Origin of the sequence: Actinoplanes palleronii (assembly GCF_016862315.1) — a bacterium.
In the GTDB taxonomy this organism is placed as follows: Bacteria; Actinomycetota; Actinomycetes; order Mycobacteriales; family Micromonosporaceae; genus Actinoplanes; species Actinoplanes palleronii.
On record NZ_BOMS01000083.1, the window covers coordinates 54,048 to 75,854 of the forward strand.

Sequence of the window (21,807 nt, forward strand, 5' to 3'; positions counted from 1 at the left end):
CGCGAACCCTCCTGTGGTTTCAATCAGGTGAACTGCTCCATAGGAGTGACACATGCCCCGCTCAACAACATCTCCTGGAACTCTTCCGGGGGCTTCGGCGGGCTGAAGAAAAATCCCTGTACGGCCGGGCAGCCGGCCGCCTTCAGCGCCTCCCAGTCGGCGGTCTCCTCGACCCCCTCGGCGATCGTGGACATGCCCAGCGACCGGGCCAGCCAGAGCACCGCCGAGATGATCGACGCCTTGCGCTGGTCCTCGGCCAGGCCGGCCACGAACGAGCGGTCCAGCTTCACGATGTCGGCCGGAACCGACTTGAGCCAGGTCAGCGAGCTGTACCCGGTGCCGAAGTCGTCGAGCGCGATCCGTACGCCGAGCCGCTTGATGGTGGCCAGCCGCTCACTGACGTCGACCGTCGAGGCCAGCAGCGCGGTCTCGGTGATCTCCAGGACCAGCCGGGCCGGGTCCAGCCCGGGGTGCGCGGCGAGCAGGTCGGCCAGCTTCGGCACGAAGTCCGGCTCGGCCAGCTGCCGAGGGCTGACGTTCACCGACACGTAGCCCAGGTGCCCGGACCAGTAGAGCAGGTGATCGACCGCGGAGCGCAGCACGTGCTCGCCGAGCGGCACGATCATGCCGGTCTCCTCGGCCGCGCCGATGAAGTGGTACGGGCTGAGGATCCGCCCGTCCGGGGTCCGCATCCGGCACAGCGCCTCGGCGCCGACGATCTGGCCGGTGACCGTGGAGACCACCGGCTGGAACCAGAGCGGCAGCGTCCACGGCAGGTTACCGGCCAGCGCCTGGCGCAGCCGGGCCTCGGCGGCGATCCGCTCGTGCACCGACACCCGCATGCCCTCGGCGAACACCTCGAGCCGGTTGCCGCCGGCCCGCTTGGCCGCGTACATCGCGGTGTCCGCGGCCAGCACCACGTCGTCGGTGTGCTCGGCGCCGTAGACGGACGCCACGCCGATGCTGACCGTGACCGGCAGCTGGTTGCCGCTCACGTCGAGCGGCTGACCCATCGACGCCAGGATCTCCTGCCCGGTGCGCAGCCCGTCGGCCGGCGGGCCGGCCAGGGCCACCACGAACTCGTCGCCGCCGAGCCGGGCCAGCAGCGCGCCGGACGGCACGGTACGGGCCAGCCGGGCGGAGAGCGCGCGCAGCACGTCGTCGCCGGCCGCGTGCCCGGAGCCGTCGTTCACCGACTTGAACCGGTCCACGTCCAGGTAGATCACGCTGACCGGCTCCTTGCGGGCCAGCATCCCGGCCAGGTCGTTCTCGAACGCCTTGCGGGACAGCAGCCCGGTCAGCGTGTCGTGGCGGACCTGCCGGCGCAGCTCGTCCTGGTGGTTACGCGCGCTGGTGATGTCCATGCAGTGCGCGAAGATGAACCGCAGCTTGTCCTGCTTGTCGTAGAGCGGGGTGCTGTGCAGCTCGACCCAGATCAGCGTGCCGTCGTCGGTGCGCCGGTACTGGCGGGTCATGGTGATCGGGTCCCGGGACGCGACCGCCCGGTCGAACGCCGTCATCTCCTCGTTCACCGCGACGAGCGGCACGTCGCGGACCGAGAAGTCGGCCGGAAGCTGGTCCGGCAGCCGCAGCCAGTGCCGGTAGGCGGCGTTGGTGCGCAGCACCCGGCCGTCCGGGGCGAACATCGCCATCGGTACGGGTGTCTCGTCGAAGGCGACGCTGAGCTGGGCCTGGCTCTCCTCGAGGTTGTCCTGGGCCCGCCGCTCCTCGGACTCGGTGAGGCCCCAGGCGACCACCTGGAAACCGGCCGCGAGCAGCACCGCGACGCCGTGCAGCACCGCCCAGACCAGCGGGTGCGACATCGCCTGGTGGTGGTCGTAGGTGTGCGAGCTCATCAGCACCCCGAACACCGCGTGGTGCAGGGTGGTGGCGACCAGGAACGCGCCGAACGGCGCCCAGTCCCGGTACAGCGCGAGCGCGGCGACCGCGATGAAGAACGAGAAGTGCGCCTCGGTCAGGCCGTTGCTGAGCGAGACGAACCCGCCGCAGGCGACCGTGAAGCCGATCGCCACGCAGACCGACTGCAGCCGCCGGTGGCGCACCAGGGTGCCGGCCACCACGCACGGCAGCACCAGCAGGTCGGTCCAGAGCAGGGTCGAACCCTGATCCGGGCGCAGCGCCCCGAACACGGTCACGCCGACCACGACGACGGCGAGCAGCAGCGTCAGCAGACGATGCCGCGCCGCCCAGTCCTCATCACGGAGGCCGCCACCGGCCGGAAGCCGGTCCCGCAGCCACGTCAGCCAGGTACCCACGCCTGCTAGATCGGCCTGAACCGCACACGGCCATAGCGTGAGGCCGGTAGCTACTCAGGAGCGAAGCACCGCGGCGAGCCCGGCGACGAAGCGGTCGACGTCGCCGGTGGTGCTGCCGAGGCCGAAGCTGGCCCGGAGCAGACCGGTCACGGCGGTGTGACAGCTGCCGGATTTGTCGGTTTTCAACAATGAGCGGACCAGCGGATGGGCGCAGAACTGACCCGCCCGGACGCCGATGCCGTGCTCGCGGGCCAGCCGCCGCGCCACCTCGGCCGGGTCCCGGCCGGGCAGGTCGAGAGAGACGATGCCGACCCGCGGGTGGTCCGGGCCGAAGACGCTCACCTCGCGGGCCTCCGGGATGTCGCGCAGACCGTCCCGGAGCCGGGTCAGCAACTCCTGCTCGTGCCGGTGCAGAGCGTCCCGGTCGGCGGTCAGCAGGGCCGCGCAGACCGCGGCGAGCGACACCGCGCCGAGCAGGTTGGGGGTGCCGCCCTCGTGCCGGGCCGGGCCCTGCGACCAGGTCAGCTCGCCGGGCCGGTCGCCGACCAGGGCACTGGCGCCGCCGCCGGCCAGGTAGGGCTCGGCGGCGTCCAGCCAGTCGGCCCGGCCGACCAGGACGCCGGCGCCGAACGGGGCGTACAGCTTGTGACCGGAGAAGGCCAGGTAGTCGGCGCCGAGGTCGCTCATCGAGACCGGGTGGTGCGGCGCGAGCTGGGCGGCGTCGACGATCACCCGTACGCCGTGGGCGTGCGCGAGGTCGGCGAGTTCCCGGACCGGCCAGAGCTCGCCGGTGACGTTGCTCGCGCCGGTCACGGTGAGGACTTTTTCGCCGGGCGCCCGGAGTGCGTCTTCCAGCAGTCGAAGAGCCTCGGCGGGCGACGAGGGCGTCGGCAGGCGGAGCGGGTTCGGCCAGGGCAGCAGGTTCGCGTGGTGTTCGCCGTCGAACACGATCGTGGTGGTGCCGGCCGGCAGGGCGCGGGCCAGCAGGTTGAGCGCGTCGGTGGTGTTCCGCGTGAAGATCACCTGGTCGCCGGGGCGGGCGCCGGCGAACTCGGCCACCACGTCCCGGGCCACCTCGTACGCCACGGTCGAGGTCTGCGAGCGCACCCCGGTGCCGCGGTGCACGCTGCCGTAGCGGGGCAGCAGTTCGGCCACCGCGGTCGCGGCGGCCTCCACGCACGGGGCGGACGCGGCGTAGTCGAGGTGGGCGAACCGCACCGTCTCACCGCTGGGGAGCTCGGTCTTCAGGTCGTCACCGATGATGCCGAGAGCCGACATGGCATGCCTCCGCTGAGGTCATGGACCGCCGAGGGTCCGCGCTTGCCGTCGTCGATCGACGCCGGCCCGGTCCTCACCCGGGGCACCCCATCGCGAACGCAAGGGTTGCCGGTCAGCGAGCCGGGGCTTGTCGCTGACACTCATGACCTGGCACCGAAGTTAGCAGACGTCACAGCCACGCGCCATATCCCATACTCGGAGTAGGGATTAGGGTCGATGGATGACCACCTTCGAGCAGCAGTGGACGCAGTGGCACGACGGGCACGAGAAGCGGCGGGCCGACCCGCACGGCTTCCTCGCGATCACCGGACTGCACTGGCTGACCGGGACCCCGCAGCGGTTCCCGGACGCGCCGGGCGCGTGGAGCACCGGCCCGGACGGCGTACTGGTGACCCTGAGTGACGGCGAGGAGCTGGCCGGCATCGGCGCCGGCGAGCACCGGTTCGGCCCCATCGAAGAACGCGGCGACATCACGGTGGGTTACGGCGACGCACTCCTGGAGATCGCCCGGCGCGGCGGGTCCGACGTGCTCCGGCCGCGGCACCCCGATCACGAGACCCTGGTGAAGTACCTCGGCACGCCGGCGTACACGCCGGACGAGAAGTGGGCCGTGCCGGGGACGTTCGTGCCGTTCGACGCGCCGCAGCCGATCACGGTGGGTTCGGTGACCGAGGGTCTCGAGCACGTCTACGAGTCGCCGGGGCGCATCGAGTTCAGCGTCGGCGGGCAGGACCTGTCGCTCACCGCGTTCAACGGGAGCGCGCCGGGGTCACTCTTCGTGCTGTTCACCGACGCCACGTCGGGGGTCACCACGTACGCGGCGAACCGCAGCCTGGCCGTCGCGGCGCCGGACGCGGACCGTGGCGTGGTGCTGGACTTCAACCGGGCGACGAACCTGCCGTGCGCGTACACCGAGTTCGCCACCTGCCCGCTGCCGCCGGCCGGGAACCGGCTCCCGATCGCCGTCGAGGCGGGCGAACAGCTTCCGCGGTAACTTCCGGAGATGGAGCAGCTGCTCGCGCCCCTCGAGGCGCTGATCGGAATCCGCTCGACCGCCGACCGGCCCGGTGAGCTGCACCGGGCCCTCGGCCTGGCGCTCGACCTGGTCGGACCGGGCTTCGAGATCCGCCGATTCGAGTCCCGGGGCAGGCCCAGCGCGCTGGTGACCCATCCGGACCGGCCCGGCCGGCCCCGGGTGATCCTGAACGCGCACCTCGACGTGGTGCCCGGCACGCCGGATCAGTTCCGGGCACGCCGGGAGGGTGACCGGCTCTACGGCCGCGGCGCGCACGACATGAAGGCGGCCGCGCTCACCCTCGCCACGGTGTTCCGTGAGACGGCCGGCGCCCTGCCGTACCCGATCGCCCTGCAACTGGTCACCGACGAGGAGATCGGCGGCTTCGACGGCACCGGCCACCAGCTCGGCCACGGGGTGCGCGGGGACTTCGTGATCATCGGCGAGCAGAGCGGGCTGCGGGTGGTCACCGAGTCGAAGGGGCTGGTCCGGGCCCGGCTGATCGCTTCCGGACGCACGGCCCACGCGGCGTACCCGTGGCTGGGCTCCAACGCGCTGCTCACCCTGATCACCGCGACGCAGCGGCTGATGGAGCGCTACCCGACACCGGCCGAGGAGGCCTGGGTCACCACGGTCAACCTGGCCCGGATCGCGACCGGCAACGAGGCGGTCAACCAGGTGCCGGCGGACGCGACCGCCTGGCTCGACCTCCGCCACCCGCCCGAGGACACCGACCTGACCGGCCGGGACGCGGCCTCGATCGCCGAACACCTGCGCTCGATCACCGGGCCGGAGGTGACCGTGGAGGTGGACAGCGTCGGCGCGCCGCACCGGGCCGACCCCGGCAGCGTCCAGGTCCGCGCGCTGCAGGAGGCGATCCGGACCGTCGGCCACCCCGGATCGCTGCTGCGCAAGCACGGCGCGGCCGACGGCCGCTTCTACTTCGGACTCGGCATCGACGCGGTCATTTTCGGCCCCACCGGCGACGACCAGCACGGCCCGGCGGAATACCTCGACCTCAGCTCACTGCAGCCCTATCACGACGCCATACTGCAATTCCTAAAATCAACCCCTATTTCGTACGCCGATTAGCGGACCCGGCGCGTCCGCCCACCGCGACGACGGCCAGCGCGCCGACCGCCGCCGCGGCGAGCCACCACAGTCGGCTGTCCAGCAGCCACAGCAGGTCCGGATAACCCACCCCGACGTCCTCGAACGGCAGGCCGGCGAGGGTGAAGACCAGCATCGTGTGCGCGAACAGCAGCGCCGGCCAGAGCACCGCGCCCGCCAGATAGGCGGCCGGTGAGCCCACCCCGGCCCGCCGCCCGGCCCACCCGACAAGCAGCCAGCCGATCACCGCGCCCAGCCCGGCGCCGGATGCCACCACCCAGCCGAGCCCGGGCGGTGTGGCGCCGTCCCCGGTGAATCCGGTTGTCCCGGCGGAGAGCAGCGACAGGCCGGCCTGGACCGCGAAGGCCGCGCCGAACAGGCCGGACAGCAGCGACACCAGCACCGCGACCACGACGATCCCCCGGTCGCCGGGCCGGCCCAGCAGCGCTCGCGGGCCGGGTGGCGACCAGCGCGGCAGGCCGGCCGGGCGCAGCGCCGACCGCAGTCGCGGCAGGGTCCATGCGGCCGCCAGCAGGTACCGCCACCGGGTCGCCGGGCCGGCCGGGGCGAGCTCGGCCAGGTCGGCCGCCCACTCGGCGCGCTGCCGCTGCCGGAAACCGGGCGGCAGCAGGCGGGCGAGCACGGCCAGAACGGCCCGGGTCACCACGCCGGCCGCCGCAGGGCGGAGCGGGCGCCGCGGCGCTGCGCAGCGAGCGTGACGGCGTCCCGGCCGGCGGCCAGGCCGGTCGGGGTGAGCCGGTAGTACCGCCGGCGGGGGCGGCCCTCGGCGCGCACGTCGATCTCCTCCTCGCGGCTGGACAGCCAGCCGGCCGTCTCGAAGGCGACCAGGATCGGGTACACCGTGCCCGGTTCCAGGCCGGCTGCCTGGGCCAGGTCGAGCCCGTACCGCTCCTGGACCGGGTCGTCGAGGAACACCCGCAACGCCAGCAGGCGCGGGGTCGTCATCCGCATCGCAGTCACGGCGACGACCCTAGGGGCTATTCCTATTTCTGCATAGGGGGTACCGATTGCCCCCTTGGTGAGCGGCTCCGTGAACGGGGCCCCCGAGCGCGTAGTCTGGGCCTCAACCGTGGTGCGCGAACGCCCCGCTCCCGTGCGGGCCGGCGCCCGGTGCCGGATCGCATCAGCTCTGGCTCTCGATCCGAGCAGGAACCGGAGAAGACCGTGGCGCACGCCTGGCGAAACAAGACCGCACCACCCACTATGAGGGCCGGTCGTGCCGGTCGTGCCTGATGCCCGGCATCGGACCCGGGTCGCTCAGCTGGTGGCGGCGCACGGCCCGGACGTGGGCCGGTTGTGCGACGCGTGCGTGGCCGAGCTGCCCGACATCGCCGGCGCCGGCCTCGCCGTGATCACCTCACTGCCGGCCCAGCAGGTCCGGTACGCCAGCGACGCGGTCAGCGCCCGGGTCGAGGATCTGCAGGTCACGCTCGGCGAGGGCCCGTGCAAGGAGGCGTACGCCGACCGCCGGCCGGTACTGGTCACCGACCTGGACGACATCCAGTGGACCCGGCGATGGCCGATGTTCACCCCGGCCGCGATCAGCGCCGGCGCGCGGGCGCTGTTCGCGCTGCCGCTCGAGGTCGGCTCGACCTGCCTCGGCGTGATCGACCTGTACCGGCCGCGGCCGGGCGCGCTGGCCGGTGCCGACCTGGCCGAGGCTCTCGCGTTCGCCGGCGCCGCCTCCGAGCTGCTGCTCGCCGAGCAGATGCCCGGCGGCCAGCTGCCCGGCACCCAGGCGATGTACGCCCATCGCGCGGTGGTGCACCAGGCCACCGGCATGATCAGCGCCCAGCTCGGTGTGCCGATCCCGGACGCGTTCCTGCGGCTGCGCGCGTACGCCTACTCCTCCGACCGGAGCCTCGACGACGTCGCGAACGACGTGGTGGGCCGCCGGCTGCGTTTCACCGAGGCGGACGATGTCACCTCGGCCCACTGACCACGACGACCGGAACCGGGAGGCGGCCGTGAGCACGTCTCAGGAACAGACTCTGGCACAGATCTTCGTCGATCTCTCCGACACGCTCGTCGCGGACTTCGACATCATCGAGTTCCTGCACCTGCTGTCCGAGCACTGCGCCGAGCTGCCCGGTGTGCAGGCCGCGGGCATCATGATCGGCGACAATCCCGGCAACCTGCGGGTGCTGGCCTCGTCCTCGGAGCAGGCCCGGCTGCTGGAGCTGTTCGAGGTGGAGGCCCACCAGGGGCCGTGCGTGGACTGCTTCGTCAGCGGCAGGGCCGTGGCCGACCCGGACCTCGACGCGCCCGACCCCCGCTGGGCCCGGTTCGCGGCCCGGGCCCGCGAGGCCGGCTTCCACGCGGTGCACGCGATCCCGATGCGGTTGCGCGACGACGTGGTCGGGGTGCTGAACCTGTTCTCCGCCCGGTCGGGCGGCCTGGAGCCGGCAGTGATGGACAGCGCTCGGGCTCTGGCCAATACTGCTGCCCTCGGTCTGTTGCAGCACCGGGCCATCGAGTATCGGCAGGTCCTGGCCGAGGAGGTACAGCACGCCATGAACAGCCGGGTCAGCATCGAGCAGGCCAAGGGCATCGTGGCCGAGCACCTCGGGCTGGACATGCCGGCCGCGTTCGCCGAGCTGCGCCGCTTCGCCGCGCGGTCCGGGCTACGGCTCAGCGACCTCGCCACCGCCGTCACCGCCGGCGACCACGGCCCGCCGCCCCGGAGCCCGGACGACCGGTCCCGGGTGCTGCTCCTCCAGCTCGTCGACGTCCACTCCCTCGCCGGGCTCCGCGCGGCGACCGGCCGGGCCGCGGTCCGGCACGGCCTGTCCGCGTCCCAGACCAACCAGTTCGTCCTGGCCGTGCACGAGGCCGCGGTGAACACCGTGCGGCACGGCGGCGGTGGCGGCCAGGTCCTGGTGTGGCTCGCGGCCGGCGCGCTGTGGGCCGAGATCAGCGATCACGGCGGCGGCATCCCGGACGACAAGCGCGTCATCGTGATGCCGGACCCCGGCTCCGAGGGCGGCCGGGGGCTGGCCCTGATCGACAAGGTGTGCGCCGTCGTCGACATCCAGACCGGCGTCTCCGGGACCCGTCTGCTGCTGGGTTACCCGCTCGACTCGCCGGCACTGCCCGCGCCCGGCACCGGCGAGGGGTAGCCGAAGAGCCGGCCCAGGTCGAACAGGTCGAGCAGCCACACCAGCACCGGCGACGCCTGAGCCAGCACCACCGGGCAGCCGAGCGACTCCCCCTCGGCCCGGGCCCGGAGCAGCTCCCGCAGCACCGAGCAGTCGCAGAAGTCCACCTCCGCCGCGTCCAGCACCAGCCGGGCCGGCGCGGGACCGGTGAGCACCCGGTGCAGGGTGGTCGCGATCTGCGGGGCGTTGGCCAGGTCGAAACTGCCGGCCAGGGTCACCGTCACCGTGCCCCGCACCGGACCGGAGACCTGGATCTGCCCGGGCATGCTCCACGTCACGAGCATCGCCATCCCCCTCCGCCCGCAGGCCCGGGGCCGGCAGGCTCGGGCGGGCCCCTCGGGGCGATCCGGGGCCGCGGACACCCGAGGCTTCCACGGTAACCCGCCCGGCACGGAGGAAACGCCCGCCGGGAAATGGTCAGACGGCCGCGGCCAGCAGGTGCTCGACGCGGCGGGCGATCCCCCGCAGGTACGGACCACGGTCCGGGTCGACGAGCGCGTTCAGCGAGCACGGGCCGTGCCGGTGGAGCACCTCGGCGTACCGGGTGTCCGGGTCGACCCGGTCGCCGGCGGGGCCGACGGTCTGGTCGGCGTAGGTCAGCGCGTCGGCGAGCACGGTGCGCTCGTCCGGGTAGACGGCGAGCAGCTCGCTCAGGCCCTTGGCGGCGGCCACGAAGCGGGCCCCGGAGTGGTATGCCACCAGCCCGGCGACCCGGATCGGCCAGCCGTACCGGGTCAGGTGGTCGGCGCCGTCGAGCGGGTGGAAGCCGGTGGCCACGGTGGGTGCGGCGTACCCGATGTCGTGCAGCCAGGCGGCGGCGGTGAGCAGGTCGGCGTCCACCCCGAGCGGGCCGGCCAGCCCGGCGGCGCGCTCGGCGACACCCTGGGTGTGCCGCCAGCGGTTGCCCATGTCACCCAGCAGCGCCTCGGCCAGCAGCCGGGCCGCGCTGGTCAGCGGGCCGGCCGGGGCGAGCGCGGGAAGCACGAGGGTGCGCGCGAAACGGGGTTCGCGCAGCAGGCTGGGGGCCGTCATGGCCCGGATGGTAGGCCGCGGACGGTTAACAGCAAGCGAACTGAGCATGAGCACGCTCTGAATGCCGGTCCCGGCCGGGTCAGTGCGCACGGTGCGCCTGGTGCGCCCGGTGCGCGCCGGGCCGGCGGCGGGGCCGGGTCAGCAGCAGCGCGGCGCCACCACCGACGATCATCGCCCAGCCCATCACCATGATCGGCAGGGTGGACGGGCCGGTGATCGGGGCCGCGATCGGGTCCAGCCCGGCGCCCGGCTGCGACCGGCTGGGTGACGGCGACGGCGACCGGGGCACCGACGGGACCACCACGGTCGACGGCGCGACCGCCTGCACCCCCTTGCCGGCGCTGCCCAGCACCGAGCCGTCGGCGTGCGCCTCGTACGTCTTCTTGCCGCTCTCGATGTCCGTGCGGGTCAGGTGGTAGGCCGCGGACACGCAGATCGCCGACTCCCCCGGCGCCAGGGTGGTCGGCGCGCAGGTCACCCCGGCCGGCAGCCCGGTCACGGTCAGGCCGGTCACCGTGACGTTGCCGGTGTTGGTCACCACGATCGTGGACACCACGTCGTCGGCGAGGCTCAGCCGGCCGTCGCCGTCCCGGTCGGTCCACGCCGCGGTCTGCTTCGCGACCAGCTTCGGCGCGGCGGTCACCACCCGGACGCCGGCGCTCGCGGTGGCGAACGTGCTGGTCGTCGCGGCGCCGGGGCGGGCGCCGGTCAGGGTGGCCGACGCGGTCAGCGCCCGGCCGGCGTCCACCTCCGGCTGGGTGACCGCGGACGGCCGGTTCGAGACGCAGGTCATCTGCTCACCGCGGGCCAGGGCGGTGGTCGCGCAGGTGGCGGCGCCGGTGCGGGTGTCGGCCAGCGCTATCCGCTCCACGGTGGTGTTGCCGGTGTTGGTCACCGCGTACCGGAAAATGATCGTGTCGCCGGCGGTGACGCCCGCCGCGTGCTCGGCCGGAGCGATCTGCGGGGTCATCGTGAGCGTGAGCGCCGGTGCCGCGGTGACCAGCGCGACGCTCGCCGAGAACGGCCCGAACCGGGCGCCCGAGCCGGACACCCACGCCTCGTCGGTGATCGGCCCGCCGGCGTCGACGTCGGCCTGGGTGACCGGGTAGGGGGCGTTCGCCGTGCAGGTCATCACGTCGCGCACGGCGAGCACCGCCTGCGGGCAGGTGACCGTCCCGGCGGCCGGATCGGTCACCGCGACCCCGGTCATCGTCACGTTGCCGTTGTTGGTGATCAGATACGACCAGCCGATGTGGTCCCCCGGCTCGGCCGCGCCCTGCCGCCCGGGCGGGTCGACGGCCGCGGTCACCATGCCGGTCAGGGCGGGCGCGCCGACGGCCACCGGCACGTACGTGTACGCCGGCCCGAACCGCACGGTGACCGCCGACCCCGGCCCGGTCGCGGACACGTAGGAGGCCGGCCCGAGCGGTTTCCCGGCGTCCACGTCGGCCTGGGTGACCGTGTACGCGCTCCCGGAGATGCAGGTCATCAGCACCCCGACGGCAAGCGTGGCGGACGGGCAGACGGCCGTGCCGGTCAGCTCGTCGGTGACCGTGATCCCGCGCATCGTCACGGTGCCGTCGTTGACCACGTCGAACTGGAACATCACCACGTCGCCCGCGGTCGCCGCGTACCGGTGTGCGCCCGGTGTCACCCCGGCGTCGGAGGTGATCCGCAGCCGCAGGTCAGCGCTGATCACCGGCAGGGTGACGGCGTCCGAGCCGTAGTCGGTGACCGTCGCCGCGGCCGGCGCGCGGCCACCGGCCCGGGCGGTGGCGACCAGGGCGAGGCCGGCGTCGACGTCGTCCTGCGTCACCGGGTACGCCGCCGACGTGCAGGTCACCGTCGCGTGCACGGCCAGCGGGCCGCCCGGGCAGACGGCCGTGCCGGTCAGGGTGTCGATCACCCGGATGTCGAGCATGGTGACGTTGCCGGTGTTCGTCACCACGTACTGGAAGGTGATCGTGTCGCCGGCCCGGACCGCGCCGCTGTGCCCGGCCGGAGCGATCGCCGGGGTGCTGACCACGCCGAGCCCGGCGGCCGGGCTGACCACCGGGACCGGCCCGGACCCGGACGCGGTGACCGTGACGTTCGCCGGGGTGAGCAGGGCGGCGACCGCGTCGTCGTGCACCGGCAGCCCGGCGTCCACGTCGGCCTGCAGCACCGGGTACGGCGCGTCCGACGTGCAGTCCACCTGGGCGCCGACCGCGAGCGTGCCGCCCGGGCAGGTGACGCTGCTGATCAGGGTGTCGGTGACGGCCAGCGCGTGCAGGGTGACGTTGCCGGTGTTGCGGACCCGGTAGGTGTAGCCGACGGTGTCACCGGCCCGCACCGGGGTGGCCGGCGCCGGGGTCACCGTGAAGGTGATCGCCGGGGCCGCCACCGCGACGGAGACCGGCGTGGTGAACGGGCCGAACGACGTCGACGACCCGGCGGCCGGGGTGGCGGTCACGGTGGCTCCGCCGCTGATCGCGGTGCCGGCGTCGACCCGGGCCTGGGTGACCGTGTAGAGGGTGGCGGCCGTGCAGGTCATCGACGCGGCGACGGCCAGGGTGGCCTGCGGGCAGGTGATCGTGGCGCCGAGGCTGTCGGTCAGGGTGATCAGGTCCATGGTCCGGTCACCGTTGTTGGTGACCGTGTACGTGTACCCGACGGTGTCCCCGGCCTCGGCCGCGTTCTGGTGCCCCACCGGGGTGACCGCCGGGACCACCACCACGGCGAGCGACGCGTGCGCCAGCGCGATCGGGATCGACGAGGCCACCCGGCCGTAGAGCACCGGGTCCTCGGCGAGCGTGGTGACCGCCTCGACGCTGACCGTGTCGACCAGCGGCAGCCCGGCGAACACGTCGCCGCCGGTCACCGTGTACGTCGTCCCGGTGCAGACCAGCGTCGCGCCCGGGGCCAGGTCGGTGACACCGCCGCAGCTGACCGGCGCGCCCCGGGTGGTGGTGACACTCAGCGCGGTCATCGTCAGGTTGCCGGTGTTGGTGATGTCGTACCGGTAGGCGATCGAGTCGGTCGCCTGGACGCCGTTCTGCCGCCCGCCCGGGGTGACCGTCGCGGTGTTCTGCACGCTCAGCGACGGCTGGGCGGCGGCCACCGTGATGGTGGCGCTGTCGCTGTTGTTGCCGCTCACCGGGTCGGTGCTGCCCGAGGTGGTGATGCTCGCGGTCACCGTCAGGCCGCCGCTCACCTGCGCGGCGGCGACCAGGTCGACGGTGGCGACGTTGGCGGCCGGGTCGCCGATGTCCGGGGCGAGCAGCACCGGGACCCGCCAGGACAGCTGCCCGAGGTCGAAGGTGGTGCCGGCGGTCTCGGTGCTCGCGGAGATCTGCAGCCCGGACGGCGCGCTCTCCTGGAGCACCACGCCGGCCGCGTCGGAGGGGCCCAGGTTGGTGACCCGGATCCGGTACCCGACCTCCGCGCTGACCACCACCGACGGGGCCGAGGGGGTCTGCGTGACCTGCAGGTCGGAGCGTTTCACCACGGACTTCGTGGTGGTCACCGTGTTGTTCGACGGGTCCGGGTCGCCGGTGGTCGCGGAGATCTCCACGGTACGGGCGTAGCTCGCCGCCGCGTACCCGGCACTGATCGGCACCGGGTCGAAGGCGACCTCCCACGTGGTGTTCTTGAGCATGGTCGCCAGGGTGCAGACGTACGCGCCGCCGTCCGGCGTGTACCCGGCGGTGACCGTGCCCTGGAAGGCACAGCCGCCCCCGCCGGTCAGCGTGAACGCCGCCACCGGCTGGCCCGCCGCCACCGCCTGGCGCAGCACCACACCCTCGGCCCGGGTCTGACCGTTGTTGACCACCGTGACCCGGCCCCGGACATCGTTGCCGGCCACCAGCGTCGCCGGGTCGGACGGGTTGACCAGGGTCTGCGTCACGGCCAGGTCGGCGCGCAGCAGCACGGTGAAGTTGACCGTGTCGGTGTCGTTCGACGACCTGTCGTCATAGGTCGGTGAGATCACCGTGGTGGTGGCGAAACCCGGCCCGGCGGCCGCCGTCGCGTCCAACGTGGCGGTGCCGGTCAGCGGCACGCTCGCCCCGGCCGGCAGGGTGCCGACGGTGCACGCGTTCGGTGTGCAGTACGGGCTGTTGCGCGCGATCGTCACCCCCGGCGGCACGATCGTGTTGAACGTGACGTTGGTGGCGTCCGACGGGCCGTAGTTCGTCACCACCAGGGTGTAGTTGACGGTGTCACCGGCGTACGCGCTGGCCTGGCTGAGCGACAGCTTCACGCCGACGTCGGCGACCGCGCTGCCGGAGCTCTGCACCGAGTAGTTGTTGTTCGCCGCGCTCGGGTCCGGGGTGCTGCCGGTGACCGAGACCGCGTTGTTGACCGCGCCGCCGCCGCTCGGCTTCAACGTCATGTCCAGGGTCACCGTGGTGGTGGCGCCCGGCGCCATGTCGGCCAGCTGGCACTCCAGGGTGCCGATCGCGGTCCGCGCGCAGGTGCCGCCGCTGGCGCTGTTGTACGTGGCGGTCGACGGGATCACGTCGGTGAGCACCAGGCCCCGCGCCACCGACGGCCCGGCGTTGCTGACCGTGATCGTGTACGTGATCGGGGCGCCCGCCACACCCGGCGTGTTGGTCATGGTCACGCCCACGTCGGCCAGGGTGGCCACCGCCGCGCTCACCGAGGTCGCGTTGTCGGCCTGGTTCAGCTCGTACGTCGTGCTCGTCACCGACCCGGTCAGCGTCGCCTGCGCGCCCGGGGTGGCCGTGGGCAGCACGTCGCCGCTCACCACCATCAGCCCGGTGCCGCCGGCCGCCAGCGACGGCAGGTCACAGCGCGCGTTCTGGCCGGTGACCGTGCAGGTCGCGCCGGACATGGTGGCCGTGACGTTCCCGATGCCGGCCGGTACCACCGCGCTGACCTGCACCCCGCTCGCGCTGCTCGGGCCGGGGTTGGTGACGGTCAGGTCGGTGGTGGCGACCCGGCCGGCCACCACTCCCCCGGCCGCGAGCGCCGCGGTGATCCCCAGGTCGGCGGCCGGCGCCACGGTGGTGGTGGCGCCGGTCGACACCGCGGTGCGCGGGGCGGCGGCGAGCGGGTCGGTGTACGCCGCTGTCGCGTCGTTGGTGAGCACCGTGCCGGCCGCGGCACCGGCCACCCGGACCTGGTAGCTGAACGACCGCGACTCGGTGACCGGGATCGAGCCGCCGGTGGACGCGCCGGCGCCGACACCGGTCCGGACCCGTACGGTGCGGGTCGCCGCGTCGTACTCGCCGGTGTCGCCGTCCGCGGTGTCGCTGACCGCGGTGGTGATCGATCCGGTCACCGACCTGATCGAGCCGGGCACGAACACCGTCCCGGCCGGCAGGTCGTCGGCGAGCGTGGTGAGCTGGGCCGGGTTGCCGCCGTTGTTCGTCGCGGCGACCGTGTAGGTGAGCACGTCGCCGACGTTCGCGGTGGCGGCGCTGGCCGTGGTGGTGGCGGTCAGGCAGGCGGCCGTACCGAAGATGATGCCGTCGAGGAAGTTGCCGATGCTCGGGTCGGCGCTGGCCGAGGAGACCGACTTGAACGCGAACTGGGTCGTGGTCTGCCCGGCCGGGACGGTGTAGAGGCCCGAGTACGTACCCCAGGCGGTCTTGCCGTCGACGAAGCTGCTGCCCTGCTTCACGGTGGCGCCGGGCGCCCCGATCATCAGGTCCATCGTGTCGGTGCCGGTCCGGCCCCGGTGGCTGAGCTGCCAGCGCAGCACCTGGCCGGGTGTGGTGGCCAGGTTCTGGTAGAGGGTGGAGACCAGGTTCGCGTTCAGCTCGGCGTGCTGGGTGCCGGAGGCGGCGTAGACACCCTGGAACGGCTGGTGCCAGATCTCGATCATCTTGTCGGTGGCGGTGGTCAGCCAGCCGGGCACGTTGGTCTGCGAGGTGATGCTGATCGCGCCCGAGGCCGGGTTGCTGACCGCCAGGGCCGGCGCCTCGAAGTCACCGTTGGTGAGCAGGACCGGGGCCCCGCAGGTGGTCGCCGCGGCGCGGGCCGGTTGTTGCTCCTGGGGCAGGTTGACGACGGTCAGGGTGAGCAGCACGGCAAGGACGGCGAGCAGAGCCGAGTAGCGTCCGACGGTCACCCCGCGACGCTATGACGGATGATTCATCCTTTAGTGGTTTTTAGCGGTATCCATCACCCTGGCCGTTCGGTCAGTCGCCCCTCGTCCGAACAGATCTTGGCGGCCCGGCATCGACCTGGTTGGATCTTTAGGTTTACTCCCTGCCGCCGACGTTAGGTACCCCATGAGCGATGCGCCCACGACCGGGCGTCACCGGATGAGTTCCCCGTGGCTGCGGAGGCACCGCAAACGCCTGATCGGCGCGCTGGTGCTCACTCTCTCGCTGACCCCGCTGGCCTTCATGAACACCGCGGGCGCGGCGACCGCGCTGGCGCCCCAGCCGGGCAACTTCACCGGATCCGGGTTCGACGCCTGCACCGCGCCGTCCAGCGACACCATGGCCACCTGGCTGAAGTCGTCGCCGTACCGGGCGGCCGGCATCTACATCGGCGGCGTCAGCCGGGGCTGCGCCCAGCCCAACCTGACCGCGGACTGGGTGCGCGAGCAGGTCACCCGCGGCTGGCGGCTGATCCCGATCTACGTCGGCCCGCAGGCCAGCTGCACCAAGGCGACGAAGAAGAACCTGATCGCGGACGCCACCGCCGGCGCGCAGGGCACCGCCGCCGCCAGCGACGCGGTCGTGCAGGCCCGGGCGCTCGGCCTGTCGCCGGAGAGCGTGCTGATCTACGACATGGAGGCGTACGACAGCACGAACGCCGCCTGCCGGACCGGCGTGCTGAACTTCATGAACGCGTGGAGCACCCGGCTGCACGACCTCGGCTACTTCTCCGGCTACTACAGCAGCATCTCCTCCGGCATCGCCGACCAGGTCGCGGTCTACACCAAGGCCGGGTACGTCCGCCCGGACTACGTCGACTTCGCCCGCTGGGACGCCAAGGTCACCGTCACCGACACGCTGATCCCGACCGGCTACTGGGCGCCGAACCGGCGGATGAAGCAGTACCAGGGCGGTCACGTCGAGACGTACGGCGGCGTGTCGATCAACATCGACAACGACTACCTGGACTTCCGCCTGCTCCCCGCGGCGAAGCAGGCCGACTGGACCCGCAACGGCTGGTCCGACCTGCTGGCGCTGACCAAGAGCACCGGCAACGTGTACCAGTACCCGGGCAACGGCTACTACCTGTCCGAGGGCAAGCGGACGTACGTGACAGGCGGCTTCGCCGGCATGGACCAGCTGGTCCGGATGGACCTCAACCGGGACGGCTACCAGGACGTCGTCGCCCGCAAGAAGTCCACCGGCGCGGTCTACGTCTACCCCGGCCTCAGCACCGGCCGGCTCGGCAACCGCAAGCAGATCTATAAGGACCAGCGCAAACTGCGCGAGTTCACCGCGATCGGCGACGTCAACAAGGACGGCTACCCCGACCTGCTGGCCCAGCAGATCAACAACGGCAACCTGTACCTCTACCCGGGCGTCAAGGGCGGCAAGTTCGGCACCCGCAAGGTCCTCGCCTACGGCAACTGGAACAACCGCAGCGAGTTCGCCGGCGTCGGCGACTTCAACCGGGACGGTTTCCAGGACCTGGTCGTCAAGCAGACCGCGACCGGCGTGCTCTATCTCTACCGCGGAAAGTCCGGCGGCTTCCAGAACGGCCTGAAGATCGGCACCGGCAAGAGCCTGCGCGACCTGGCCGGCGTCGGCGACTTCGACCGCGACGGCTATCCCGACCTGGCCGCCGTCCAGGCCAGCACCGGCTACGTGTACCTCTACCGCGGCACCGGCAAGGGCCTGTCCACCGGCGTCCGGATCGCCACCGGCTACAAGGGACGCACCCAGCTGTTCTGAGCAGGGGCCGGCCGGTGGATCAGCGCGGTCCGCCGGCCGGCCGGCGCGCCGGCCCCTGCTTGGGCTCGGCGGCGAAGAGCCGGAGAAGCGGTTCCCACGCCTCGCGGACGGACCCGGCGGCACGGGATACCGGTGCGGGCGTGGCAGGTGATGAGATCGTCATGCGTCGAGAATGCGCTGCGAACATCAAGGTGAACTCAACCCCGGCTCAGGTGCAGGGCTGCCTTCGGCAGCGGGGCCGGCCGGCCCAGCAGGTAGCCCTGACCGAGTTGGAGACCGAGTTCCAGCAGCTTGTCATGCTCAGCCGCGGTCTCGATGCCTTCGGCGATCAGCATGGCGCCGATGTCCGAGGCGAACCCGACCAGGCACCGGGCCAGCGCCATGCGCACCGGGTCCCGGTCGATGCCGCTGGTGAGCGTGATGTCCAGCTTGATGATGTCCGGACGCAGCTGAAGGATGTGGCTGAGGCTGGCGAACCCGGCGCCGGCGTCGTCGACCGCGATCAGGATGCCGGCTTCCCGGAGCCGCTCCGTGACGGCGACCAGCTGGGGGTAGTCGTGGACCTGGGTGTGCTCGGTCAGCTCGACCGCGATCATCCGGTGTGCGTTCGCCAGCAGCGTCTGCTGCACCTGAGCGTCGAGGAGGGCCTCGACCGACAGGTTGGTGCTCAGATACGTCCCGGCCGGCACGCCGTCGAGGGAGGCGAGCGCCCGCTGCATGGCCAGGAACTCCAGCTCGATACCGAGGCCTGCCTCGGCGGCGGCGGTGAACGCGTGGTCCGGTGAGGAGAAGTCGTCCTTGTGGAAGCGGGCCAGGGCCTCGTAGGCGACCACTGTCTCGTCAGCGAGCCGCAGGACCGGCTGGAAGGTGGGCTGGATCGCCCGGGACCGCAGTACCCCGTGCAGGATGTCGAGGGTGACCTGGCCGGTCCGCGTCATGGCTGTCATGCCCTCATGGTCGGAGCCGACCCTCAAGCCGGGCGCAATCCCGCTTCATGTTTTCGGCAGCGCGGGGTGACAGCTCACGCCGGCGCCGCTGCTCACCGCTCTCCGGGAAGCTTGCCGAAGCCCTGAATCCTGGCAGAGCTGAGCTTGAGACAGCGGCCCGACTGTGGTGAGCATGAACGCCACCGCAACTCTCCAGCCCCTCGCCCCGGTCACGACCGCCCCGGTCACGACCGCTCCGGCCGCCCCGCCGAGCCTGTGGGACCCGGCCACCCCCGGCATCGAGCTGACCGTCGTCGTCCCCTTCTTCAACTCGGGCCCGGCGGTGGCCCACACGGTCCGGAACATCACGGCCACCCTCTCCGCCGCCGGTATCGGTCACGAGATCATCGCGGTCAACGACGGCAGCACCGACGGCTCGCAGTACCACCTGCACGGCATCCACAACGTCCGGCTCATCGACAACCGCACCAACTCGGGCAAGGGCCACGCCCTGCACCAGGGTTTCGCCGCCGCACAGGGCGCCTGGGTCGGGTTCATCGACGCCGACGGCGACATCGACCCGCACCACCTGGTCACCTACCTGAAGCTGGCCCGTTTCGGCGACCACGCCGCCGTCTACGCCGACAAGCGTCACGCCGACTCGGTCAGCACCGCCTCCCGGCTCCGCAAGCTGATCTCGATCGTCTTCTCCACCCTGGTCACGCTGCTCTTCCTGCTCCAGGTCCGGGACACCCAGACCGGTTGCAAGATCATCCGCCGGGACGCCCTCGCCCAGCTCCTGCCGCACCTGCGGGAGCAGCGGTTCGCCTTCGACCTGGAGTTCTTCGTCGCCGCCAAGGCCGCCGGCATCGGCAACCTGCACTCGGCGCCGGTGGCGCTGAACACCGGTGCGACCGGCAGCACCGTCAGCACCAACTCGATCGTCCGCACCCTGCGGGACACCATCACGATCCACCGGCGCCACCTCGCCGGTCACTACCGCGAAGCCGCCGTCTGAGCCCCGAGTACAGCTCACGCCGATGCTCGACCAGGCCGGCCACCAGCAACACCCCCAGCGACAGCACCGAAGCAGCCAGACCCAGCCGTAACCACTTCCACGGGCCGTACCGCACCGTGAAGGCCCCGGAACCGGCGCGGACCGCCACCGTCCCCGCGACGGTAGGCCGGGTGACCTGGTCACCCGCCGTCCAGCTCGCCGACCACTCCTCGGGCAGCACCACCCAGCCGGGCGTACCCGCCGCCACCCGCCAGCGCGTCGAGCCCTGACGCAGCAGGCCACCGGACGCGCCGGACGGAACCGTCCCGCCACCGGCACCGGGCAGCACCGCCTCCGTACCGAGCCGCCCACCGGCGGCCCAGGCCAGCGCCGCGGCAACATCCCCGTCGCGCGCGCTCACCACTCGACCGGTCCCGGTGACTGTCACCCGGTAGAGGTCGAGCTCCGCTGTCCGCAACACCGGCCGCAGATCCTGCTGCCGGTCGAGCCAGGCATAGGTGTCGCTCTCCCGGTCCCGGGCCAGGGCGACGTACCGGATGCCCAGCGGCGCGATCAGACGTCCGAACCGTCCGCCGCCGCCGGCCGCCACCAGGCGGTCCAGGTACGCCATCCGCAACGAGGCCGAGTTGGTCCGCACCGATCCCAGCTCCGCCGCGTCGCTGCTGAGCACCGGCCGGCGGAAGAAGGCCGCGGCCGGCGTCGCCACGCTGCGCCCACCGGTGAACGTGAAGGGCTGGTACTGATGCCACGGCAGGAACAACACCGCTTCGTCACCCGCTCCCATGATCTGGTCGGCGGTGTACCAGGCTCGCGGATAGTGGCTCACCCGCACACTGCCCCCGAGCCCCCAGACCAGTGACGTTCCGACCGTCGCGTACATGCCGGCCAGCGACAGCGCCGCCATGGCCGCCACCGCCCGCACCCGCGGGTCACGCCCCGGCCGGCAACGCACGGCCAGCGACTCGGCCGCGGCTCCCACGCCCACCGCGTAGCCGAGCATCGCCAGCGCCATCCACTTCTGCTGTTCCCGCATGGCGTGGAAGAGCGGCAGGACGTCGAAGGCGACCCGGTAGAGCGGCCCGAGCGGACCCGCGATGCCGGCGCCGAGCAGCAACCCGGCCACGGTGACCGCGGCCAGCGGCGCGCCGGTGGTCACGTCACGCCGGAACATCCGGGTCAAGCCGGCGGCCGCGGCGGCCACCAGCACCAGAGCGGGCAGCAGACCCAGGGTGACCTCGGGGCTGCTGTCCGCGGCGCCCCGCCAGAAACCCCGCAGCGTGGCGACCGTCGCCGCGAGCCCGGCCGCGCCCGGATGCGTGGCGTACACGTCCAGGTCCTCCTCGCCGACCCGGACGGTGAGGATCGCGCCGGCCACGACGGCTGCCGCGTACGCGTAGACGCACCCGGCGGAGGCGATCACGATCAGCGTGCGCGTCAGGTCCCGCCACCGGGGCCGGGGCAGCAGCGCCACCGCGACCAGCACGGTCAGGCCGAGCCACGCGGCGTGCGCGCCGACCGAGATGGCGAGGGCGTACCAACCGGCCGGGCGGGCGGCGAACCACCGGCCGCGCCGCCGCGCGTGCAGCGCGGAGGCCGTCATCGGGCCGAGCAGCGCCACCGCGAGCAGGAACGGCACGTGCCCCGCCTGGATCCGCTCCACCACGAACGGGTTGAGGCAGGCGAACAGCGCCGCCGGGTACCGCCGCCACCGGCTCCCGCCGGCGATCGCGGAGACGCCGCCCGCGGCGATCGGGAAGTACGCCAGGATCATCAGCCAGCTGGTGGCGCCCGCGCCGACCACGGTCCGCAACACGTGCGTGGTCAGCCGGTACGGCAGCGCGTCGAGCGCGGCCGGGTCGAGCCCGTACAGGCCCGGAGTGAGCGCCTGGTGCGGCCCGGACACCCAGTCCAGCAGCAGCAGATACCCCGGCCGGGTCCACGGCGCGACCACCAGCGCGCCGGCCAGCAGCCCGAGGAGTGCGGACTCCGCCGTGAGCCGGGCGGTGGTGACCGCGGCCGGGCGCCGGTGCCGCCCGGCCGGCGGCCGGGCCGAGGCTGTCCGGTTTGGCCGAAAATAGATCACTTATTCCAGTATCAGGGACACCACC

The 21,807-nt window shown here is 72.7% G+C and carries 15 protein-coding genes and 1 riboswitch; of the genes, 6 read left to right on the plus strand and 9 right to left on the minus strand.

Annotated features, from left to right (window positions below; translation table 11 throughout):
- Positions 1 to 23 precede the first annotated feature (23 nt).
- Positions 24 to 2,276 (minus strand): putative bifunctional diguanylate cyclase/phosphodiesterase, encoded by a 2,253-nt coding sequence (locus tag Apa02nite_RS26710; RefSeq protein ID WP_239164583.1) that lies wholly within the window; start codon positions 2,274 to 2,276, stop codon positions 24 to 26.
- A 54-nt stretch (positions 2,277 to 2,330) separates the two neighbouring features.
- A complete protein-coding gene (locus tag Apa02nite_RS26715) occupies positions 2,331 to 3,554 on the minus strand; it encodes an aminotransferase class V-fold PLP-dependent enzyme (protein ID WP_203827406.1) in 1,224 nt (407 codons plus the stop codon).
- Positions 3,555 to 3,587: 33 nt separating this feature from the next.
- A riboswitch (SAM riboswitch) is annotated at positions 3,588 to 3,702 on the minus strand.
- Between the two features lie 72 nt (positions 3,703 to 3,774).
- On the opposite strand from Apa02nite_RS26715, the gene Apa02nite_RS26720 reads away from it, so the two are divergent.
- Both Apa02nite_RS26720 and Apa02nite_RS26725 read left to right on the plus strand, forming a co-directional pair.
- A complete protein-coding gene (locus tag Apa02nite_RS26720; RefSeq protein WP_203827407.1) occupies positions 3,775 to 4,548 on the plus strand; it encodes a DUF1684 domain-containing protein in 774 nt (257 codons plus the stop codon).
- A gap of 9 nt (positions 4,549 to 4,557) precedes the next feature.
- On the plus strand, positions 4,558 to 5,661 hold the full coding sequence (locus Apa02nite_RS26725) for a M20 family metallopeptidase (protein ID WP_203827408.1): 1,104 nt from the start codon (positions 4,558 to 4,560) through the stop codon (positions 5,659 to 5,661).
- Here Apa02nite_RS26725 and Apa02nite_RS26730 read toward each other — a convergent pair.
- Positions 5,642 to 6,343 carry a hypothetical protein gene (locus tag Apa02nite_RS26730; protein WP_203827409.1) on the minus strand — a complete coding sequence of 234 codons (702 nt, stop codon included), beginning with the start codon at positions 6,341 to 6,343 and terminating at the stop codon, positions 5,642 to 5,644. The genes Apa02nite_RS26725 and Apa02nite_RS26730 overlap by 20 nt on opposite strands.
- Positions 6,340 to 6,651 carry a PadR family transcriptional regulator gene (locus Apa02nite_RS26735; RefSeq protein ID WP_239164589.1) on the minus strand — a complete coding sequence of 104 codons (312 nt, stop codon included), beginning with the start codon at positions 6,649 to 6,651 and terminating at the stop codon, positions 6,340 to 6,342. Before Apa02nite_RS26735 ends, Apa02nite_RS26730 begins: the two co-directional genes overlap by 4 nt.
- A gap of 265 nt (positions 6,652 to 6,916) precedes the next feature.
- Here Apa02nite_RS26735 and Apa02nite_RS26740 point away from each other — a divergent pair, with 265 nt between their 5' ends.
- Both Apa02nite_RS26740 and Apa02nite_RS26745 read left to right on the plus strand, forming a co-directional pair.
- On the plus strand, positions 6,917 to 7,639 hold the full coding sequence (locus Apa02nite_RS26740; protein WP_203827410.1) for a GAF and ANTAR domain-containing protein: 723 nt from the start codon (positions 6,917 to 6,919) through the stop codon (positions 7,637 to 7,639).
- Between the two features lie 28 nt (positions 7,640 to 7,667).
- On the plus strand, positions 7,668 to 8,819 hold the full coding sequence (locus Apa02nite_RS26745) for an ANTAR domain-containing protein (protein WP_203827411.1): 1,152 nt from the start codon (positions 7,668 to 7,670) through the stop codon (positions 8,817 to 8,819).
- Here Apa02nite_RS26745 and Apa02nite_RS26750 read toward each other — a convergent pair.
- The 3 genes from Apa02nite_RS26750 to Apa02nite_RS26760 all read right to left on the minus strand — a co-directional run bounded on the left by Apa02nite_RS26750 (position 8,768) and on the right by Apa02nite_RS26760 (position 15,966).
- Positions 8,768 to 9,148, minus strand: a complete 381-nt coding sequence (locus Apa02nite_RS26750; protein WP_203827412.1) for an STAS domain-containing protein — start codon at positions 9,146 to 9,148, stop codon at positions 8,768 to 8,770. The genes Apa02nite_RS26745 and Apa02nite_RS26750 overlap by 52 nt on opposite strands.
- 127 nt (positions 9,149 to 9,275) lie before the next feature.
- Positions 9,276 to 9,890 (minus strand): HD domain-containing protein, encoded by a 615-nt coding sequence (locus Apa02nite_RS26755; protein ID WP_239164584.1) that lies wholly within the window; start codon positions 9,888 to 9,890, stop codon positions 9,276 to 9,278.
- A 79-nt stretch (positions 9,891 to 9,969) separates the two neighbouring features.
- Positions 9,970 to 15,966: a CLIPPER-2 domain-containing protein gene (locus Apa02nite_RS26760; protein WP_203827413.1), complete on the minus strand. Its 5,997-nt coding sequence runs from the start codon at positions 15,964 to 15,966 to the stop codon at positions 9,970 to 9,972.
- Between the two features lie 196 nt (positions 15,967 to 16,162).
- On the opposite strand from Apa02nite_RS26760, the gene Apa02nite_RS26765 reads away from it, so the two are divergent.
- Complete coding sequence (locus tag Apa02nite_RS26765) at positions 16,163 to 17,755, plus strand: glycoside hydrolase domain-containing protein (protein ID WP_239164585.1); 1,593 nt, start codon at positions 16,163 to 16,165, stop codon at positions 17,753 to 17,755.
- Positions 17,756 to 17,952: 197 nt separating this feature from the next.
- Here the strand turns inward: Apa02nite_RS26765 and Apa02nite_RS26770 are convergent, their stop codons facing one another.
- Positions 17,953 to 18,702: an EAL domain-containing protein gene (locus Apa02nite_RS26770; RefSeq protein ID WP_232344735.1), complete on the minus strand. Its 750-nt coding sequence runs from the start codon at positions 18,700 to 18,702 to the stop codon at positions 17,953 to 17,955.
- 172 nt (positions 18,703 to 18,874) lie between these two features.
- Here Apa02nite_RS26770 and Apa02nite_RS26775 point away from each other — a divergent pair, with 172 nt between their 5' ends.
- Entirely contained in the window at positions 18,875 to 19,699 is an 825-nt protein-coding gene (locus Apa02nite_RS26775; protein WP_203827415.1) for a glycosyltransferase family 2 protein, read from the plus strand.
- On the opposite strand, the gene Apa02nite_RS26780 is transcribed toward Apa02nite_RS26775, so the two are convergent.
- On the minus strand, positions 19,647 to 21,782 hold the full coding sequence (locus Apa02nite_RS26780) for a hypothetical protein (RefSeq protein ID WP_203827416.1): 2,136 nt from the start codon (positions 21,780 to 21,782) through the stop codon (positions 19,647 to 19,649). The genes Apa02nite_RS26775 and Apa02nite_RS26780 overlap by 53 nt on opposite strands.
- Positions 21,783 to 21,807: the final 25 nt, after the last annotated feature.

Excerpts from the sequence above, each read along its gene's own strand:
- Apa02nite_RS26715 (WP_203827406.1), bottom strand. The coding sequence starts at position 3,554 with ATGTCGGCTCTCGGCATCATCGGTGACGACCTGAAGACCGAGCTCCCC.
- Apa02nite_RS26720 (WP_203827407.1), top strand. The coding sequence starts at position 3,775 with ATGACCACCTTCGAGCAGCAGTGGACGCAGTGGCACGACGGGCACGAG.
- Apa02nite_RS26725 (WP_203827408.1), top strand. The coding sequence starts at position 4,558 with ATGGAGCAGCTGCTCGCGCCCCTCGAGGCGCTGATCGGAATCCGCTCG.
- Apa02nite_RS26735 (WP_239164589.1), bottom strand. The coding sequence starts at position 6,651 with ATGCGGATGACGACCCCGCGCCTGCTGGCGTTGCGGGTGTTCCTCGAC.
- Apa02nite_RS26750 (WP_203827412.1), bottom strand. The coding sequence starts at position 9,148 with ATGGCGATGCTCGTGACGTGGAGCATGCCCGGGCAGATCCAGGTCTCC.
- Apa02nite_RS26755 (WP_239164584.1), bottom strand. The coding sequence starts at position 9,890 with ATGACGGCCCCCAGCCTGCTGCGCGAACCCCGTTTCGCGCGCACCCTC.
- Apa02nite_RS26765 (WP_239164585.1), top strand. The coding sequence starts at position 16,163 with ATGAGTTCCCCGTGGCTGCGGAGGCACCGCAAACGCCTGATCGGCGCG.
- Apa02nite_RS26770 (WP_232344735.1), bottom strand. The coding sequence starts at position 18,702 with ATGACAGCCATGACGCGGACCGGCCAGGTCACCCTCGACATCCTGCAC.
- Apa02nite_RS26775 (WP_203827415.1), top strand. The coding sequence starts at position 18,875 with ATGAACGCCACCGCAACTCTCCAGCCCCTCGCCCCGGTCACGACCGCC.